The 20,082-nt window shown below is 50.5% G+C and carries 16 protein-coding genes; 13 read left to right on the top strand and 3 right to left on the bottom strand.

The genetic code is table 11. From position 1 onward, the window contains the following. Positions 1-44: 44 nt before the first annotated feature. On the bottom strand, positions 45-1,127 hold the full coding sequence (locus ACFQ03_RS11945) for a coiled-coil domain-containing protein (protein WP_379288315.1): 1,083 nt from the start codon (positions 1,125-1,127) through the stop codon (positions 45-47). 117 nt (positions 1,128-1,244) lie between these two features. After that, complete coding sequence (locus ACFQ03_RS11940) at positions 1,245-2,195, bottom strand: hypothetical protein (RefSeq protein WP_379288313.1); 951 nt, start codon at positions 2,193-2,195, stop codon at positions 1,245-1,247. A 110-nt stretch (positions 2,196-2,305) separates the two neighbouring features. Here ACFQ03_RS11940 and ACFQ03_RS11935 point away from each other — a divergent pair, with 110 nt between their 5' ends. Next, a complete protein-coding gene (locus ACFQ03_RS11935) occupies positions 2,306-3,409 on the top strand; it encodes a class I SAM-dependent methyltransferase (protein ID WP_150960011.1) in 1,104 nt (367 codons plus the stop codon). 176 nt (positions 3,410-3,585) lie between these two features. Here the strand turns inward: ACFQ03_RS11935 and ACFQ03_RS11930 are convergent, their stop codons facing one another. Continuing rightward, positions 3,586-3,816: a DUF2626 domain-containing protein gene (locus tag ACFQ03_RS11930; protein ID WP_144935804.1), complete on the bottom strand. Its 231-nt coding sequence runs from the start codon at positions 3,814-3,816 to the stop codon at positions 3,586-3,588. Positions 3,817-4,139: 323 nt separating this feature from the next. Here ACFQ03_RS11930 and ACFQ03_RS11925 point away from each other — a divergent pair, with 323 nt between their 5' ends. The 12 genes from ACFQ03_RS11925 (at position 4,140) to mraY (ending at position 20,079) form a co-directional block, all read left to right on the top strand. Then, complete coding sequence (locus ACFQ03_RS11925; RefSeq protein ID WP_144935807.1) at positions 4,140-4,787, top strand: RsfA family transcriptional regulator; 648 nt, start codon at positions 4,140-4,142, stop codon at positions 4,785-4,787. 561 nt (positions 4,788-5,348) lie between these two features. Next, on the top strand, positions 5,349-6,311 hold the full coding sequence (locus ACFQ03_RS11920) for a ketopantoate reductase family protein (protein ID WP_186328318.1): 963 nt from the start codon (positions 5,349-5,351) through the stop codon (positions 6,309-6,311). Between the two features lie 88 nt (positions 6,312-6,399). Beyond that, the gene (gene bshC, locus ACFQ03_RS11915; RefSeq protein WP_144935813.1) at positions 6,400-8,025 is read left to right on the top strand and encodes a bacillithiol biosynthesis cysteine-adding enzyme BshC; all 1,626 of its coding nucleotides are present in this window, start codon (positions 6,400-6,402) and stop codon (positions 8,023-8,025) included. Positions 8,026-8,092: 67 nt separating this feature from the next. Further along, a complete protein-coding gene (locus ACFQ03_RS11910; RefSeq protein ID WP_144935816.1) occupies positions 8,093-9,358 on the top strand; it encodes an adenosylhomocysteinase in 1,266 nt (421 codons plus the stop codon). A gap of 310 nt (positions 9,359-9,668) precedes the next feature. Next, positions 9,669-10,106 carry a division/cell wall cluster transcriptional repressor MraZ gene (mraZ, locus tag ACFQ03_RS11905; protein WP_144935819.1) on the top strand — a complete coding sequence of 146 codons (438 nt, stop codon included), beginning with the start codon at positions 9,669-9,671 and terminating at the stop codon, positions 10,104-10,106. Positions 10,107-10,175: 69 nt separating this feature from the next. Further along, positions 10,176-11,126: a 16S rRNA (cytosine(1402)-N(4))-methyltransferase RsmH gene (gene rsmH / locus ACFQ03_RS11900; protein ID WP_144935823.1), complete on the top strand. Its 951-nt coding sequence runs from the start codon at positions 10,176-10,178 to the stop codon at positions 11,124-11,126. A gap of 24 nt (positions 11,127-11,150) precedes the next feature. Then, positions 11,151-11,564 (top strand): cell division protein FtsL, encoded by a 414-nt coding sequence (gene ftsL / locus ACFQ03_RS11895; protein ID WP_144935827.1) that lies wholly within the window; start codon positions 11,151-11,153, stop codon positions 11,562-11,564. A 13-nt stretch (positions 11,565-11,577) separates the two neighbouring features. Next, the gene (locus tag ACFQ03_RS11890; protein WP_186328319.1) at positions 11,578-14,010 is read left to right on the top strand and encodes a penicillin-binding transpeptidase domain-containing protein; all 2,433 of its coding nucleotides are present in this window, start codon (positions 11,578-11,580) and stop codon (positions 14,008-14,010) included. 115 nt (positions 14,011-14,125) lie between these two features. Then, positions 14,126-16,069, top strand: coding sequence for a stage V sporulation protein D (locus ACFQ03_RS11885; RefSeq protein ID WP_144935833.1), 1,944 nt, complete (start codon positions 14,126-14,128; stop codon positions 16,067-16,069). A 104-nt stretch (positions 16,070-16,173) separates the two neighbouring features. Next, positions 16,174-17,664 (top strand): UDP-N-acetylmuramoyl-L-alanyl-D-glutamate--2,6-diaminopimelate ligase, encoded by a 1,491-nt coding sequence (locus tag ACFQ03_RS11880; RefSeq protein WP_379288307.1) that lies wholly within the window; start codon positions 16,174-16,176, stop codon positions 17,662-17,664. Continuing rightward, positions 17,657-19,045, top strand: a complete 1,389-nt coding sequence (locus ACFQ03_RS11875; protein ID WP_379288305.1) for a UDP-N-acetylmuramoyl-tripeptide--D-alanyl-D-alanine ligase — start codon at positions 17,657-17,659, stop codon at positions 19,043-19,045. The genes ACFQ03_RS11880 and ACFQ03_RS11875 overlap by 8 nt, the downstream gene beginning before the upstream one ends. Before the next feature lie 71 nt (positions 19,046-19,116). Next, the gene (gene mraY, locus ACFQ03_RS11870; protein ID WP_379288333.1) at positions 19,117-20,079 is read left to right on the top strand and encodes a phospho-N-acetylmuramoyl-pentapeptide-transferase; all 963 of its coding nucleotides are present in this window, start codon (positions 19,117-19,119) and stop codon (positions 20,077-20,079) included. Positions 20,080-20,082 lie beyond the last annotated feature (3 nt).

Raw genomic sequence — 20,082 nt, 5'->3', positions numbered from 1 at the left:
TGTTCCAAACGGCAGCTGCGAAATATATAAACAAAAAGCTGAAGCTAATTAAGCTTCAGCTTTAATTTTAGGGTGAACATTCCCTTGTCTGTCGTCACTTCCGAGGCGTGAATGAAGGGAACGAACGTTTCCGGGGAAAAGCCGAGAGGAAATTCTTCCTCCAATGCCCGGTTGGTGGTGTCCGGAAGCACAAACCCGTTAAAGGTTAATTGTTCAACCCGGAACTGCAGCCTGTTCTTAGGCTTGTTCTCGATGATATATCGTCCCTGGATGGAAACCTCGACATCATCTTCCTTGCCATCCGCTGTAAATAAGCCGTCTTCGAATGAGAAATCGATGTTTTCGAACAAAGGGTTTTTCTCCCGGAAATAATCGATCAGCTCCTGATCGCTGATTTGAAAAGTAAGTCCGTTTAAATATTTATTAGTTCCGCCATTATTAAACAAATCCGAGATGTCGTTCATTTCGTCAGCGATTGCCTGAAAATAGGTTCGGAACACCGGCAAGCCTTTTTCCTGCCAGGCGGTAGTCAGGTCAACCATTTGCTGAAACACCTCCGCTGCTTCCTCGGAAGCTGCCAATTGGTCGTCCACTTCCTGCTGTAAGGCCAGCACACGCTCTCTTTGCCGAATGAATTCCTCTTTGACCCGCTTGAGCTCGATTTCGTCTTCCTTCAATTGATCGCGGGTCCGATTCAACTGCTGGTAGGAATCGCTGTATGCATTTAACTTTCGTTTATCGTTCTCCAGAATCATATTTAAATATTGATAGATGGAAATGGCGTCGGAGAACGAATCGGCGTTAAACATGAGCATCCATAGATTGTCGCGTTCCCCCATATAGTAGGCTCTTAATATTTTTCCGGCATGCTCGCGGGTTCGAACGAGACGTTCCTGTTCCGCCCCGATTTCCTTCTCCGTCTCGGTAATCCGCTTGGCGATTTCCGCTTCGCGCCCGGTCAGTCTGGCAATTTCCCGGTCGATTTCATATATGGTCAAGCTTTTCTGCAGCAATTGCTTGATTTCATCGAGTGAAGGCTCGGACTCCGCGAGCAGGAAAGGGGGGCCGGACAAACAGAGAATGAGACAGATGCCTACCAGCAGGGAATTGCGAATAAGCTTGGCCATGACATTCCCCTTCATTTTACTTGTACTCTCTCTATTTTATAAAAATAGATGTTAAATGATGCCAAAAAACTTCCCGCCGCAGAAAGTTTAAGAGCCGCGGCGGGATGCCTCCGTTCCTTATTTGGAGCTGTTCATCATTAATTTCAGAACCTCGGTTAACGGTCTGGTCTTCTCCGGAATTTCTTTCGTGAAGACCGGGGCTTCGTTAATCCGGTCGTAAGCTTGCCTTACATGGATAAGACGTACCGGATCTTCCTGTCCCATTCCTAATTCCGTATGGATCGTCAGCTCCCGGATAAATCCGCCATTGTCCACGGCTACGGAGAGCTTGCCCAATCCCAATTTAATTTCACCCGCCGCTTGTTTCCAAACGGCCGCCTGTTCCTCGGCTAGCAAGCCGTTTTCCTTCATATCATCAATGATTAAAGGCCATTGTTCCTTTAAGGCTTCGGTTATCGCTTGAGAATTGTCCTCTGTTATGTTCACTTCAATGACGGTGTGCCCATTTGCATTCGGTTGATCCGCCTTGGCGAACCATTTTTCGTCAAGGGCTGCAAACAAGCGGGTAGACAACTGGGACGCTATATTCATAACGTTATGCAGCCGTTCCGGTGATAGCTTGCCGGTTCCTCCCGACATTTCGGACAATGCGTCCAAATCGAGGGAAAAGTATTCATCCTTGGGGTTGATCAATGGTATATTAACATAAATATGATTCTCGTTAAGAATCAGCGGAAGGGTCATCACGGCAGACGAATCAGCCGACGCAAGCTCCAGCTCCGATTCCAGACGAAGAGGATTAACGGAGGCAATGCCCGACCAGCTCCATTTTCCATTAGTCACCAATTGGGCGAGAGATTGCGAGACGGGACTGCTCTGACCGCTGTCTTCCGGCTCTCCCCACTTTATTCTTGCTTCTCCGGCGAAGGAATAGCTGTTGATTTCCTTCTGTTTTTCCAAGGCGCTGATTACTTGTTCTTTCCACTTCGCATTAGATGCTCCGCATCCGCTGAGCACCAACAGCAAGGATAACAATGCCGCGAACGGAATCCATTTGGTTAATCGCAAATAAGGTCTCTCCTTTGTCTAAAATCTTTTACCATTATACCGTTTATATTTAAACTTGTCTTTACGAATCATGGGAAGCAAGCACTTTTGGGAAGGGGACATATTGAAACATGCAGCAAGGAAAAAAGCCATTAATCGACTGGATTCGCCGCCGCCTAGAGGCCAGTCCGGAGAAAGCGGCAACGTTCCGGGATTTCATGGAGTGGTGCCTCTATCAGCCTGATTACGGTTACTATATGAGTGAGAAGAGTAAAGTGGGCAGAGACGGAGATTATTATACAAGCGCTGCTATAGGCGGAGTAATGGGCATCATGGTCGCCCGATTGATGCTCAAGCTGTCCGAATCGTGGAGAGGCGGGCGGATAGTCTGGGTGGAATGGGGAGGAGGGACCGGACAGTTGGCCAAACAGATATTGGACGAGGTCCGTTCCTCGGACCCCGAAATATATGAGCGGCTGACCTATTTTGTGATTGAAAAAAGCCCGTTTCATCTGCAGCGCCAACGGGAAACGCTGCTTGACCACCAGCAGGCGGTATGTTTTATAGACGAGGAATTATGGGAGAAAGAGGGCAGCCGGCGGACGGTCATTTTTTCCAATGAGCTGCTGGATGCCTTTCCGGTTCATCGTGTCCAATGGTCCGAGGGCAGGCTGAAGGAGCAACGGGTTTACTGGAACGAAGAGGAGGGCCGTTTTGCGAGCCGTTGGACGCCTGCGGAAGATAAGAGGCTTGAGCGCTATTTGGAACGGAACCAAATCACTTTAACGGAAGGACAGACGGCGGAAATTAACTTGTCGGCAGAGGAATGGATCGGCCGCCAGGCCGCCCGGTTGGAGGAAGGGAGTCTGGTGACGGTGGATTACGGGGATGTGGCGGAAGAGCTTTATTCCCAACACCGGATGAACGGCACCCTGATGTGCTACCGGGATCACCTCGCGGGGGATTACCCTCTGGAACATATCGGGGAGCAGGATATGACCTCGCATGTCAATTTCTCGGCCTGCATCCGTGCCGGTCAGGAATCGGGGATCCGGGAGTGGAGTCTGATGACGCAGAAGCAGTTTCTGGTCGAGCAGGGAATTTTCAGCCTGCTTCAGAATCATTCCGGCAGTGATCCGTTCAGTCCGGAAGCGAGACGTAACCGGGCCGTTCGCCAGCTTCTGATCAGCGATGGGATGAGCGAGCTGTTTAAAGTGCTGGTGCAAACCAAATAACTAAACGAATAGATAAGGGGACTTTGCGGCGTATTTTGTCTGCTTAGTCATTGGATCGGCGACTTATTCTACTTCGGTCAAAGCTCCAAGAAATGGCTTCGGAAAATCATTAATACATATGAAAAAAAAGGCGGCCGATAACGGTCGCCTTCTGTGGTTTAATGTCAATATTCGCTTTACAGCTCCATCCGGAAGAAGGACCAATACGTAAAGCCGGTAAAAGAGATGAGCATGTACCCCCAAAACATAAGTATGTAGGTACGCTCGGAAAGATTCATGTAGCCCAATAATACGAATAATGCGGTTTGGAAAAAGAAAATCAAAGCCATCGGTACCATGTCGCCGGCCAAAGCCATTAGTCCGATTGCGAGTGTCCAAAAGCCAAGAACGCGATACATGCGTGCCATCCTGACATCCTCCTCTCTAATGCAACGTTCATTATCACTCACTTCATTATACAGTTCAACATTCCGGGTGTAAACGGTAAACGGTGACGAATTCGTAAACTTTTGTGACGAGCTATTACGCGAATAGTTTATCCTTTTCTTTCGAAAAACATGTATGGACGTCAAAAAAAATGGAAATAGCTTTAGTATCAAATAGATTCTATGAACTCTAGTATGGGCATAGAGATAAATTAACGGGGAGACCGCATAGATGGGTCACGATGTTATTATGGTTTGAATCCACTCTTGCAATATCTTTTTATTATTGGTTGGGAGGTATTTAGATGTCGGCAGTTAGACAAGATGCTTGGAGCGAAGAAGACGATCTGATTCTTGCGGAGGTGACGTTAAGGCATATTCGTGACGGCAGCACCCAGTTAACCGCCTTCGAAGAAGTAGGCGAAAAAATCGGCCGGACCGCCGCAGCCTGCGGATTCCGCTGGAATAGCTGTGTTCGGAAAAAATATGAAGCAGCCATTCAAATAGCAAAGGCCCAACGGCAGAAGCGTCATCAAATGAAAAAACAGACGGGAATGCCGGTTTCCAGCGTTTCCTCGGTGGCGGTATTGGAGGGGGAAGCAGGGCTGAAGGGTGATCTTCTGAGTGAAGAGACCCTATCTATCGATGCCGTGATCCGCTTTTTGAAGCAGTGGAAGACATCCTATCAGGAGATGTCCCGCCAGACCAAATCTATGGAAAGAGAGCTTCAAGAGCTTCAGGAGGAGTTCGAGCTGTTAAAGCAGGAGAACGAGAAGCTAAGCAAGCAGGTCAATGAGGTGCAGAGCGATTATCAGGTTGTCAATGACGACTACCGGGCATTGATTCAAATCATGGACCGGGCTCGCAAGATGGCGTTTTTGGTGGAAGAGGATGACGACAAAAAATCGAGATTCAAAATGGATGCCAATGGCAATCTCGAAAGAATTGAATAGCCACGGCTATTCCGGCAGATCCGGCGTTCCTATTATTGGGAGCGGCGGATCTTTTTTTAGAAACGAATGTAAGCGGAATTGACCATTCGCCTCGTTTTTTTCGAAAGCTTTCAAATGGTTTTTGTCGGTTCAGACCGTTTCTCATACAAAGTTCTTACTTAGTTAATGTAATGCAAAACAAGATTCCTATAGCATAAAAAGCATTTCTAATACCGGGCTATTCATCTTCAATTCCGGAGGCTTCCCGTCAACTACCCGGGAATACGCTTCGAAGGCATACGCCCCTTTTGTGAATGGATTTTACAGGGCTCCGTCAGGAGCTTTTTTGATTTTGTCGGGTGTGTATTTTTAAAAAGAAAAGGTTGCGATAAAGCGTGAATAAGAAGTACGATGAAGCTGTAAGATTATTTGCTTATATAAAAGTGGGCCGTTATAAAAAGAGATTACTTTCGATAGAAATCGGAGATAACAACGATTGAAAGCCCGGCATTGTTTCGCAGTACGTGAAGCGGCTGCCAATTATAAATAAGATTGTACAGAAACCGAAAGTGGATGATTTCTATGTATATTCGAGTTGTCGGAGGCGGCTCGGTCGGGCTGCTGCTGGCCGGCAAGCTGGCAGGTGCGGATAGTATAGGGGTTCGTGTGGAGATCGTTTGCCGGACCGCTGTCCAGGCTGCCGAGATCGCACGCTCAGGGCTATCCGTTATTTCGCTGGAAGGAGAACGGCGGATAGTGAAGCCGGAGGTGTCTTCTTTCGAAGAAGAAGCATTTGCGGAGAAATCGAAGCCCGATTGGATTCTTCTGGCCCTCAAGCAGAAGGATTTGGACGAACGCGTATTGAAGTGGCTTTCCCGTCAGGTCGGAACTCATACAGGTGTAGTTGGTTTTCAGAACGGAATAGGGCACGAGGAATTGCTGCCGTCAGCACTTCCTTCGACCGCTATATATTTGGCCGTTACCACCGAGGGCGCCCGCAGAAGATCTTCTGTAGAGGTGGAGCATACGGGAATGGGAGTGACGCGCATCGGCAGAGCATTACGGCGGGGTTCTGCTGCAATGTCGCCCGTACACCGTCCATATGAAGAAAAGCTGGTTCAGATCATGCACCAGGCCGGTTTCGATGCCCGATGGACGGATCATATTGAAAGGTATAGCTGGAATAAGCTGGTCATTAATTCGATTGTCAATCCGTTAACCGCTTTGCTTGGTATACGGAACGGCGCTTTGATTCATAATGCGGAGCTTGTAAAGCTCGCCCAAATTTTGCTGGCGGAAGCCGGAACGGTGGCTGAAAGCAGAGGCATTCAGTTGGATGAAGATTTATGGGAACAGATCATGAACGTATGTGAACGGACCGCTGCCAATCATTCCTCCATGCTGCAGGATGTGTCTGCCGGGCGAAGGACGGAGATTGACTGGATTAACGGAAGCCTGGTCAGGATAGCCCGTGAAGAAGGAATAGACGCACCGACCCATCGGGCTTTATATCATTTAATTAAGGGGATGGAGGCAGAGGAGTGATTTTGACTAAAATAACCGGGATGTGTACAATCAAATTGAACCTGATCACTATCACTTATACATACCTTAATGACAAGGGGGCCGTTCGATGAAGCTGGAACCTTATGAACGGAAAGCCGGCCAGTCATTGGCCGAGGATTATGAGCATCACTTCGAACGGGTGCGTGATATATACGAGTATAACGTATGGGATGAAACAAGCTGGGAAAGAAGGGCCGCTTGGCTCGATCAACCGCGTTTGTCCGCCAACCGGACGGAACTGGTACACAATCTTATCCGTTATAACGACAAGCTCGGGAACGAACCGCAGAGCTTCGAATCGTTAGAGCTGCTCCGCCGTCCGGAAACGCTCGTTATTGTCGGTGGACAGCAGGCGGGCTTGTTCACCGGACCGCTGCTGGTCATTTATAAGGCGGCCACTATTATTCAGGCGGCAAGGCACGCAGCGGAGAGGCTGAATCGTCCAGTTGTCCCGGTATTCTGGATCGCCGGCGAAGATCATGATTTTGATGAAGTCAACCATACTTATGTCCTGACACAGCAGATGCAGGTACAGAAGCTGAAGCTGGACAATCCTTCGGGAGGCCGGACTTCGGTCAGCAGGCTTGTAATCGACAATTGGGAGGATGCGTTGACTCAATTGGATCACAGTCTGATAGATACCGAGTTTAAAGCCCCTCTTCTGGAGAAGCTGATGGAGCTCGCGGGTAAATCGTCTACGCTCAGCGAATTTTTCGGACGAATCATGGCATGGCTGTTCGGCAAGCATGGGCTTGTGCTGCTGGACTCCGATGATCCGGGGATCCGCAAGCTCGAGGGTCCGATGTTTGCCCGCCTGCTGGAGAAGCATGCCGAAGTGAACAAAGCGGCGCTTAGCGGTTCGGAGCAGGTGAAGAACCTCGGGTATATTCCTCAGGCGGAAGCCCATCCGGATAGCGCTCATCTATTTGTGTTCGAGGAGAACGGAGAGAGAGTTCTGCTGTATCGCGGCGGAGACGGTCTCACGGACCGGAAGCAAGAAAGGCGTTACGATCTGGCGCAGCTTGTGGAGCTGGCTTCGCAGAGCCCGGAGCGGTTCAGCAATAATGTAATGACCCGCCCTCTCATGCAGGATTACCTGCTTCCGGTTCTGGGGGCCGTGCTGGGGCCGGGGGAAATTGCCTATTGGGGAATGACCCGCCCCATCTTTGATACAATGGGGATGCAGATGCCGATTCTCCTGCCCCGCAGGGAGCATACCCTGTTAGAGGGGACTATTCAGAAGCATATGGACAAATTCGGACTGACTCTCGATGATGTTCAGCATCGGTTTGAAGAGAAGAAGCAGGAATGGTTGAGGGAGAAAGACGAGCTAAGGCTGGAGGAGCGCTTTGCGGAAGTGAAGGAACAGTTCTCCAAGCTTTATCGGCCGCTGCTCGAAACGGTCGGCTCTATCAATCCCGGAATGGCCAAACTGGGCCAAGCCAATGAGCAGAAAATACTGGAGCAAATCGAGTTTCTTGAGACCCGTTCCACGGAAGCGAGTCTGGCCCAGCATGAAGCCGCTATAAGACAACTGGAGCGAATCCGTCTGACCTTGTTTCCGCTTGGCCGGAGCCAGGAAAGAGTGTATAATATTTTTTCCTATTTGAACAAGTATGGCACGGATTGGCTGGACGAGCTGGTTCGCCAGCCGCTATCGCTAAGGCCGGTTCACTCGATTATTTATTTCTAGACGCCATACGGCTGGAACTGAGCAAGGCCGACTTTTGTCGGAGCATATATATGTTAGGAGGATGTTCATGAATACGAAAGAAAGAAGCATTATCGCCGATCCGTCCTTGGCGCCGGAAGGACATCTAAAGATTGATTGGGTTGACGCACATATGCCGGTATTGAACCGGATCAAAGCGCAGTTCGAGAAGGAGAAGCCTTTTCAAGGACTGAAGGTAGCCATTTCTTTGCATCTGGAAGCCAAAACGGCCTACCTGGCGAAAGTCGTTCAGGCAGGAGGGGCGGAGGTAGCCATTACCGGAAGCAACCCGCTGTCCACCCAGGATGATGTTTGCGCCGCATTGGTGGAAGACGGAATTACCGTCTTTGCCAAATATAATCCCGATCCGAAAGAGTATAAAGAGCTGATGATCAAAACATTGGAGACGGAGCCGGATTTACTGATCGACGACGGCGGCGATCTGGTTTCGATCCTCCATTCCGAACGCAGGGATTTGTTGAAGAACATCCGCGGCGGCGCGGAGGAAACGACGACCGGTATTCTTCGTTTGAAGGCCATGGAGAAAGAAGGCCAGCTTCAGTTCCCGATGGTGGCCGTCAATGATGCATTCTGCAAATATTTGTTTGATAACCGTTATGGGACAGGTCAATCCGTATGGGACGGCATCAACCGCACGACCAACCTTGTAGTCGCGGGCAAAACCGTTGTAGTGGTCGGTTACGGATGGTGCGGCAAGGGAGTGGCCAAGCGTGCTCAGGGACTCGGAGCCAATGTAATTGTTACCGAAATCGATGCAATTAAAGCGGTGGAAGCGTACATGGACGGCTTCCAGGTAATGCCCATGCTGGAGGCGGCCAAGGTAGGCGACTTCTTCGTCACCGTTACCGGTAACCGCGATGTCATTCGCGGCGAGCATTACAAGGTTATGAAGGACGGAGCCATTCTGTCCAACGCGGGACATTTCGACGTCGAAGTGAATAAACCGGAATTGGAGGCACTGGCTGTTTCCAAAAGGACCGTTCGACGCAACATTGAAGAGTATAAGCTGGCCGACGGGCGCAAGTTCTATATTCTGGCGGAAGGCCGGCTGGTGAACCTGGCGGCAGGCGACGGCCACCCCGCTGAAATTATGGATATGACCTTCGCTCTGCAGGCTATGTCTCTGAAATATGTGAATGAAAAGTATAAAGAAATCGGCAATAAGGTAGTAAATGTTCCTTATGAACTGGATGAGCAAGTTGCCCGGTTCAAACTGGAATCGCTCGGAATCTCGATTGATCGACTATCTCAGGAGCAGATCGATTACTTGGACAGCTGGGCGGCCCACGAATAATCGAAACCGGCCCCGGGACGGCAGTCAAGCTTAAGGTTTGGGACGAAAGAAGCCGGGTCTTAAGCCGAGTGTCTTATTGGAAATAATAAGAATAGCATTTTTGGACCGTACTTAATCGTGCGGTCCTTTTTATTTTTTCGAATTGCCTAATTATGGAGTGAATGGAATTTGTTTAAATCAAAGGGACATTTCACCTCAAAAAGTTTTGGATAACTTGCTTGGATTAGCAGGATTTTTTGCTATAATAGAGAATATTCCTTTTTAAGTGGGGGAAAGTGGGGCAAAGTGGTGGGAAAGGGGGAGCCAGCTCATGTTTATGGGGGAATACCAGCACAGCATAGATGAGAAGGGGCGAATGATTATTCCCGCCAAATTTCGTGAAGCCCTCGGCTCTACATTCGTTGTTACCCGCGGATTGGACAATTGTTTGTTCGTCTACCCCATGCAGGAATGGGCAGTGTTGGAGAGTAAGCTCAAATCGCTGCCTCTGATGAAATCCGATGCCCGGGCGTTTACCCGTTTTTTCTTCTCTGGAGCGACCGAATGCGAGCTTGACAAACAGGGAAGGGTAAACTTGCCGAACATATTGGTCGAATACGCCAAACTCAAGAAGGACTGCGTCGTGTTGGGCGTATCGAACCGCGTGGAGATTTGGAGCAAGGACCTTTGGGAAAACTACTTCCAGCAGTCGGAAGAATCATTTAATGAAATCGCCGAGAAGCTGGTCGACTTTAATTTTGATCTGTAGCCACGTCGAGCCGGTCGGCACGCCCTTTGGATTCGTGCATCCTAATTTCAGACCCGGGAGGATCATAAGGTGTTTCATCATATCACTGTACTGTTGGAAGAAGCTGTGGAAGGATTACATATTAAACCGGACGGGATCTACGTCGATTGCACTCTGGGAGGAGCGGGGCACAGCGAGCTGATCGCATCCCGACTCGGACCTCAAGGGCGGTTGATTGCTTTCGATCAGGATGATCAGGCCATCCTCCATGCAAGGAAGAGGCTGGAGCGTTATGAAGATAAGCTGACGATCGTCAAGAGCAACTTCCGCCATTTAAGGGAGGTCCTTAGCGGACTCGCCGTTCCGATGAACGGGGATAACCCTCAAGTCGATGGAATACTATTCGATTTGGGCGTTTCCTCCCCACAATTGGACGAAGCAGACCGCGGCTTCAGCTACAACCAGGATGCGGAGCTGGATATGCGTATGGATAAATCGTCCGAGCTTACCGCCAAAGACATAGTTAACGGCTGGAGTGAATCCGAGATCGCCCGCATTTTGTTTGAATATGGCGAAGAGAAATTTTCGAGAAGAATTGCCGCACGAATCGTGCAGGCCCGGGAGAAGGAGCCGATCCGTACTACTTCCCAATTGGCGGAGCTGATTAAGGAGGGCATTCCCGCTGCAGCCCGAAGAACCGGACCGCACCCGGCCAAACGCAGCTTTCAAGCATTGCGGATAGCGGTTAATGATGAGCTGGGCGCATTCCGGGATGCTTTGGAGCAGGCTGTGGACTGTCTTGCTCCGGGAGGAAGAATTTCCGTTATCACCTTCCATTCGTTGGAAGATCGCATTTGCAAGCAATGGTTTGCTCAACTGACGAACCGCTGCACCTGCCCGCCGGATCTGCCGGTCTGTGTGTGTCACAGAGAGCCTGTGGTGCGCCTTGTTCACCGCAAGCCTGTACTGCCGTCTGAAGAAGAACTAGCGAATAATCCCAGGGCACGATCCGCCAAGCTGAGGGTGGCGGAGAAGATATAAACCGCAGAGAAGGAGGAGGAGAGATTGGCGTCCTATATGCACGGCAGCTCGGCATTGAAGCAGGAGCGAGAAAATCAGGTTAGGGTTAAACCTAACCGCAAAGCGGTATACCGCGCCAAAACGATTCCAATCAAGGAAAAGTTGTTCTATTTGTTCATCATTTCGTTATTGGTAACTGTGGCGGGAATCGTACTTTGGCGCTATGCGCTGATTTATCAGCTCAACAGCGAAATTCATAAAGTAGAAACTCAAATCAGGGAGCTTGAAATCTCCAACAACAGCCTTAAACAGCAGATTGATAAAATGAACGATTTAACCCGGATTAAGCTGGAAGCGGAAAAGAACGGCTTGACTTCCCCTAAGCCGGAGCAAATTGTGCGCGTCCCCTTGACGGTTGCTCCGTCGGGTAATGACGCCGGATCACAAACTAACCCGTAAGCAGAGGACCGCTATGACAAAAAAAGTAAAAGTCAGATCTTTGCTCATCGGGTTGGTTTTTTCACTGCTGTTTATCGGTTTGATTGGCAGAGTCTACTGGATACAGGTGGTCGAAGCTTCATGGCTGCAAAGCGAGGCGGAAATCCGTTGGAAGGAAAGCGAGGTTCTTCGGGCCAAGCGGGGGATGATTATAGACCGCAACGGAAAGGCTCTGGCCGAAGATTCCGCCGCTTACAACGTGACGGTTAATCCCCAGATAATAAACGAACGGGGAATCGCCAGGGAAGTGGCCGCAGGCCTTGCCAAAATATTGAACGTTTCGGAGAAAGAAGGGAGTCTTGCCAAGCTGGAAGAGAAAATTTACGGCTTGGTCACCAAGAAAAACAAAGACGGAACCGCCTTCCTGCGGGAAGTCGAAATACGCAATGAGGGCTACAAAGTAGATGCCGATAAGAAGGATGAGCTGGAGGCCTTTATTGATGAATTGAAAAGAATTACCGACAAAAACAGTGTCGGAATTTACTTGAGAGAAACGCAGAAGCGTTATTATCCGAACAACCGGCTGGCCTCGCATATTCTCGGTTACATCGATTTGGAAGGAGAGGCCAAGAGCGGTCTCGAAATAATGTTCAACGAGCAGTTGATGGGTACCGATGGCGATATAACCCGCAAGCGGGATCGGACTGGTGTCGAGCTGCCGGACGGGAAAGTTTCCTATACGCCGCCGGTTAATGGCATGAATCTCCGTCTAACGATTGATCAGAATATTCAGTTCTACACGGAGAGCGCCATGCGCAAAGCGTATGACAAATGGAAGCCGAAAAATATGACGGCCATTGCGGTAGATCCGGCAACGATGGAAATCTTGGCCATGGCAAGCTTGCCGGATTTCAATCCGAATCGGTACTGGGAGATCGACAGCCAGAAGGATTTGATCAACCACGCCGTCTCGTCCCAGTTCGAACCGGGATCGACCTTTAAGCTGGTTACGCTGGCCGGTGCTATCGAGGAAGGGTTGTTCAAGCCGAATGACTGGTTTCAATCGGGTCAGCTGGCCGTTCCGGGTTATCCGGTGCATGACCACAATCGCGTAGGCTGGGGGCCTATCACTTATCTGGACGGACTCTTGCGGTCGAGTAACGTTGCTTTCGCCAAGCTGGGGTACGAGAAGATGGGTAAGGATAAGCTTCAGGAATATATCGATCGGTTCGGCTTCGGGCAGAAGACCGGAATTGAACTTCCGAACGAAGCTTCCGGCGGAATTCACATGCAATATCCTTCCGACGTAGCCCGCGCCACCTTCGGCCAGGGGCAGGTAACCGCCACCGCTTTGCAGCAGACGGCGGCTTATGCGGCCGTTGCCAATGGCGGAATACTATTGAAGCCATATCTGGTAAAGGAAATTATTGATCCGGTAACCGGGGAGGTCGTACAATCCTTCGGGCCGCAGCAGATTGGCCGCGTCGTCAGCGAAGAAACCGCCAGGCTGACCGGATTTTATCTGGAACAGACGATATCGAATCAGGAGAAAGGCTCGGGCCGCCATGCTTATATTGAAGGCTATAAGGTGGCCGGGAAGACGGGGACCGCGAACATCGTTCCTGAGGGAGAGAAGCAATATTCGAATGATACTTGGCTCGTTTCTTTCGTCGGATATGCACCCTTGGACAATCCCCGCATTTTGATTACGGTTCTGGTCAATCAGCCTAACCTGAAAGGGGACTACCGTCTGGGCGGAGAGGTGGCCACTTCGGTCTTCAAAGAGATTGCCGTCCAGACACTCAATTATTTAAATGTCCCGGCAGATACTTCGTTGGAGTCCAGTTCCGCCGGAACGTCCTCGCTGGTCGTTCCTAACGTCACCGGCCAGACGCTGGCCGATGCGAAAACCATTCTCGGCCAATCCGGCCTGACCGCGGAAGTCATTGGAGAAGGCGAAACAGTCGTTAAGCAGTACCCGGAGCCCCGACGCGAAGTTTCCCGTTCCCAAGTTGTCTATCTGGCTTCCAAAAGTATTGGGGAACTGCAGGTACCCGATCTGACAGGAAAATCGATGCGGGAAGCGATGGAGATCTGTACATTTCTCGAAGCCGATTGCCAATTCAAAGGTTCGGGCTACGTAACGGCTCAATCCGCTGCGGAGAGCGGGGGAGCCAAATCGGTTGTTCTGGAATTAAAGCCGCTCAATCCGAATGCGGATGTCCAGGAGGAAACGGAGGAGCAGGAGAAGGAGGGAGAAGAATCAGGGAATGAAGCTTCTTCGCCTTCAGCGGACGATTCCGGTGTCTCATCCGGTCAATCTCGGGAAGATACCGGTCAGGATAAGGCCGGGGATAAACCGGATGACAAATCCGATCGTAAATCCGATGACAAAACGGACAAGTCCGATAATTCATCGGATGAACCGGTTCCTTCGAAGAATGCCGATCCATCGAAAAATTCCTAGATAAAAACAGATGAGATCTGCCCGAAGTCTCGAGACAAGTTGTTCTAACCCCTGGTTGTCCCGAATAGTCTGGATTATGAACGATCTTGACGGGACAAAGGGGGTTATTTCGTCCATGCGAGTTTCCAGTGTAACCGTCAGGCGGAGGCTGTGGATAGCCATGCTTGCCGGAATATTGATTTTTTTAGCATTAGTGATACGATTGGCATATGTTCAGCTGTGGAAAGGTTCGGAATTGGCCGAAATGGCAGAGGATTCATGGAGAAGGAACATTCCCTTTGCCGCGAAACGGGGAGAAATTTGGGACCGCAACGGGGTGCGGTTAACCTATAACGTCAGTTCCCCTTCGGTCATGGCCATCCCCGCGCAGATTAAGGATCCCAAAATGACCGCATCCCGGTTGGCGGCAGCGCTGCAGGGCTCGGAGGAGAAAATTTACGAGCAAATTACGAAAAGGCAGTCCATCCAGAAAATTCAGCCTGCCGGACGGAAGATTACGGAGGAGAAAGCTCAGGAAATTCGCGCCATGAATCTCCCGGGTATTGTTGTTGCCGAGGATAACAAGCGGTATTATCCGTTCGGATCCCTCGCCGCCCATATTCTCGGAGTTACGGGAATAGACAATCAGGGGCTAACGGGATTGGAAGCGAGGTACGATAAACTGCTGACCGGCCAGGCCGGGAATATTTCCTATCTGTCCGACGCTGCAGGACGCGAAATGCCGAACACTTCGGATGAATTTGTGAATCCCAGAGATGGACTCAATCTGCAGTTAACGATCGACCATTACCTGCAATCGGTCTTGGAGCGGGAATTGGATCAAGCGATGCTGCAATTGCAGGCGGATCATATTATCGGGCTGATGATGGACCCGAATACCGGAGAAATCCTGGCTATGTCCGGACGGCCTACTTATGAGCCCGACCGGTTTCGCGAATACCCGTCCGAGGTGTATAATCGGAATCTGCCCATCTGGATGACTTATGAACCGGGATCGACCTTTAAAATCATTACGCTCGCCGCCGCTTTGGAGGAAGGAAAGGTCGATCTTCATAACGAGCATTTTTTCGATCCGGGCCATATTGAAGTATCCGGCTCCCGGTTGCGATGCTGGAAACGGGGAGGACATGGAAGCGAAACCTTCCTTGAGGTGGTGGAAAATTCATGCAACCCCGGATTCGTTGTCATGGGCCAGCGGCTCGGCAAAGATTTGCTGTTTGATTATATTAAACGGTTCGGCTTCGGACAGAAGACCGGAATTGATTTGAGCGGGGAAGAGAACGGGATATTATTTAAGCCCTCGCGAGTAGGGCCGGTAGAATTGGCCACGACATCATTCGGGCAAGGAGTTTCTGTTACCCCCATTCAGCAGGTGGCCGCCGTGTCGGCAGCTATTAACGGAGGCAAGCTGTATAAGCCCCATCTGGCTAAAGCGTGGTATAATCCGGAGACGGGCGAGGTCGTCGAAACCATACAGCCCGAGCTGGTAGGCAATGTAATCTCAGAAAATACGTCGAAATTGGTCAGGGAAGCTCTGGAAAGTGTAGTGGCCAAAGGGACCGGGCGCAATGCATTCGTAGAAGGCTATCGGGTCGGCGGGAAGACGGGAACCGCCCAGAAGGTGGTCAACGGCCGCTATTCTCCTAATGAACATATCGTGTCGTTCATTGGCTTCGCGCCCGCAGACGATCCGAAAGTGGTTGTCTATATTGCGGTAGACAACCCTCAGGGAATCCAGTTCGGAGGTTTGATCGCTGCGCCGATTGTCAAAAATATAATGAGCGATGCTCTGCGGTATATGCAAATAGAGCCTCGCAAAGACCAAATAGAGAAAGAATATCGTTATGGCGAACCCAAGATGGTTGAGGTTCCTAATATGATAGGAGCTACTGTACAAGAGATTTACGAAGATATCCGTTCCGACTTGAACATCGCCAAATCCGGCAGCGGGAATTATGTCATCAGTCAGGCTCCCAAACCGGGAACGAAGGTGGATCAAGGAGCGACGGTGAGGATCTTCTTGTCCGATCAGGATCCGGGGCCCCCGGCACAAAAGTGATCGTAATTTGCAGTTCGCTCCATATATATTTAATCAAGATGTTATTCGATCCGGTGCTGCCGGATCGATATAGACAGAGTCAGTCAAACCGAGGAGGATATCCGATGCAGCTTAAAGAACTTGCATCTCTCATCGTTGGCTCCCGCATAACCGGAGCAGAAGAAACGGAGATAACCGGCATCCAGACGGATTCGCGCAAGGTGAAGCCTGGGGATTTGTTTATTTGTCTGCCGGGGACCGCGCAGGACGGTCACGAGTATGCCGGGCAGGCAATAACCCAAGGGGCTGCGGCGCTGGTGGCGGAACGTCCGTTGGACATTGCCGCCCCGGTGCTGTATATCAAAGATTCAAGAACCGCGATGGCGATTATCTCCGACCATTTCTACGGTTATCCCAGCCATGAAATGAAGGTTATAGGAGTAACGGGCACGAACGGCAAGACAACGACTACCTTTATTATTGACAAAATTTTGTCCGATTATGGCCAGATTACCGGGTTGCTGGGGACCATCGGGATGAGAATCGGAGACAAAACCTACCCTACCCAAAATACGACCCCGGATGCGGCCGATCTGCAGGCTGCTTTCAGACGGATGCGGGATGTCGGAACCGGGTACTGCATTATGGAAGTTTCCAGTCACGCCTTGGCTATGGGCCGGGTGAAGGGCTGCCGCTTCCGCACTGCGCTGTTTACCAATCTGACGCAGGATCATTTGGATTATCATCAGACGATGGACCGTTATTTGGCGGCCAAAGGCTTGTTCTTCTCCAGACTGGGCAACGAGTACTCCCCTCATGAATCCGACAGGAAATATGCCGTGCTTAATGTTGATGATCCGGCATCCGCCGAGCTTGCCGCCATGACCTCCGCGCAGGTTGTCACCTATGGCATTCATCAGGAAGCGGATGTGCGAGCCAGCGGCATTCAGTTTACCTCTGCCGGCACTTCCTTTATGCTGTCCACTTTTTGCGGAGATGTTCCCGTCCACTTGAAACTTATAGGCAAATTTAACGTATATAACGCCTTGGGGGCGGTTGCCGCAACTTTGTTGGAAGGTGTACCGCTTCAACAAGTGAAGAATAGCTTAGAAGAGATGGAAATCGTGCAGGGGCGGATGGAGCCGGTGAACGAAGGACAGAATTTCCTCGTACTGGTTGATTATGCCCATTCCCCCGATGGACTGGAGAACGCATTAAAAACGATTAGCGAGTTTGTTGAGGGCCGGGTGATTACCGTTTTTGGCTGCGGTGGCGACAGAGACCGCGGTAAACGGCCGTTAATGGGGGAAATTGCCGCCCGATACAGCGACTTTGTCTTTATGACATCGGATAATCCGCGATCGGAAGATCCGGAGCGTATTCTGGACGATATTGAGCCGGGCTTGCTGAAAGCGGGTCTTGCGTCATCGGAATACAGCAAAATCGCTGACCGGAAGGAAGCCATCTATCAAGCAATTGAGATGGCTCGGCCCAATGATGTTGTTCTAATAGCCGGCAAAGGGCACGAAACCTATCAGATCATTAACGGGACCGTCCTTCATTTCGATGACAGGGAGGTCGCTCGTGAAGCGATAAGGGGATTGAATCGTGATTAATCGTTCTTTTTCTCAAATTGATCAAATGGTTAACGGAATTGGCCATATGAACGGTTCGGAGAATCTGCAAATCTGCGGAGTCTCCACCGACAGCCGTTCCATCCAGCCAGGCAATTTATTTGTTCCCATCGTAGGGGACAATTTCAATGGTCATGCATACGCGGAAGAAGCTTTTAACAAGGGAGCGGCGGCGGCGCTATGGCAGCAAGACCAAGGACAGCCCCCGGCAGGGCGCCCGGTAATAATGGTTGAAGATACGATCGCCGCCCTTCAGCGGCTGGCCAAGGCATACCGCGATCAGCTGTCCGTCCGCATTGTCGGGATTACGGGCAGCAACGGCAAAACGACGACGAAGGACATTACAGCTTCCATTCTGTCAACCACTTATCGTGTTCATAAGACCAAAGGAAACCTGAATAATCATATCGGGCTGCCATTGACTCTCCTGGAGCTGGCCGAGGATACTGAAATGGCCGTTATCGAGATGGGGATGAGCGGACGCGGAGAGATTGAGCTGCTGTCCAGGCTGGCGGAGCCGGAGGCTGTTATTATTACCAATATCGGCGATGCGCATTTGCTGCAGTTGGGAAGCCGGGAGGAAATTGCGAAGGCCAAGACCGAGATTTTAAGCGGTTTGAAGAAGGATGGTTTTTTTGTCTACAATGGCGATGAACCTTTGATTGAACGTACTTATCCGAATATGCCGCATCCGGATTCGATGCTTCGTTACCGGTTCGGGCTCTCCGAGAGCAATGACATTTACCCGACCGCTATTCTGCAGGATACCGATGGGATGCATTTTCATATTAATTGGCCGGACTCACCGGGCTATTACCTTCCGCTGCTGGGAGAACATAACGTCATTAATGCGCTGGCTGCAATTGCAGTTTCCAAATACATGGGAGTGCAAGATAAAGACATAGTTGAAGGTCTGAAGAAGGTAGAAATGTCCGGAATGCGGATCGAAATCGTTCGCTCGGCATCCGGCGCCTTGCTGCTGAATGATGCCTACAACGCCAATCCTGCAGCTATGAAGGCGGCTATTCGCCTGCTTCATTCTTTAAAGGGACACCAGAGGAAAATGATCGTACTTGGAGACATGCTGGAGCTGGGCCCGGAAGAGGAAGAATTTCACCGGGAGGTAGGCCGGCTGCTGGATCCCGAGGAGATTAACCGGGTATTCGCCTATGGTCCTTTATCTTATTATATTGCGGAAGAAGCCGGGCGGAAGCTTGGCCATGAACGGGTGCAGTGGTTTAATGACCGCCAGCAGCTGATCGAGGCGCTTACTTCCGCCATACTCCCCGGAGATGCCATCCTGTTCAAAGCATCCAGAGGTATGAAGCTGGAGGAAGTTGTGCAGGCCGTCCAACAATCATAACTTGCGCAAAAATTAATTTATAATCTTACTCAATAGATCTAACGGGACTGGATTCAGGAGGGTTTATCGTGATTGATTTTAAAGAAATAATGTTTCCTCTCGGCGCCGCCTTCGTGTTGGCTTTGTTGGCAGGCCCGCTGCTTATCCCGGTATTGCGGGCATTGAAGTTCGGCCAGCAAATCCGCAAGGAAGGCCCGCAGGCTCATCAGAAAAAAGCAGGAACTCCCACGATGGGGGGAACTATCATTCTGCTGGCTCTTGCGATTGCGGCGCTTCGTTTTGCCGATAAAACCCCCGAGCTTGTCATATTATTGGTTGCTGCACTAGGCTTTGGACTGGTAGGCTTCCTGGATGACTATATTAAGATCGTATTCAAACGTTCGCTAGGGCTGACGGCCAAGCAGAAATTAGCCGGGCAGCTGATTGTTTCGGGGATCGTCTGCTTTCTGTTATACCGGATCGATCATCCGACTGAGGTACAAATTCCTTTCTTCGATACGGCTATTCCGCTTGGCTGGTTCTATTACATTTTCGTTATCCTTCTGATGATGGGCATGTCCAACGCCGTCAACTTCACGGATGGATTGGACGGCTTGCTTGCGGGAACGAGCGCGATTGCTTTCGGGGCCTTTGTCATTATAGCCATGAAGCTGCATAGTCCGGATATCGCAGTGTTCAATGCGGCGATGGTCGGCGCGGTGCTTGGCTTCCTGGTCTACAATGCGCATCCTGCGAAAGTGTTCATGGGCGACACCGGATCTCTCGGGATCGGAGGAGGGTTGGTCGCCGCGGCCGTGTTAACCCATACCGAACTGCTGCTGCTCATTATCGGAGGGGTGTTCGTGATCGAAATATTGTCGGTCATCATTCAAGTGATTTCGTTCAAAACGACCGGTAAACGGGTTTTCAAGATGAGCCCGATCCATCATCATTTTGAATTGGTCGGCTGGTCCGAGTGGAGGGTCGTCACGACATTCTGGGTGGTCGGATTTCTGCTTGCCGCGTTCGGACTTTATCTAAATGAGGTGTTCTAGCAT

Source organism: Paenibacillus residui, assembly GCF_042677205.1.
Lineage (GTDB): Bacteria > Bacillota > Bacilli > Paenibacillales > NBRC-103111 > Paenibacillus_L > Paenibacillus_L residui.
Note: the sequence above shows the minus strand (reverse complement) of the source record. Positions and strands in the feature narration are given on the sequence as shown.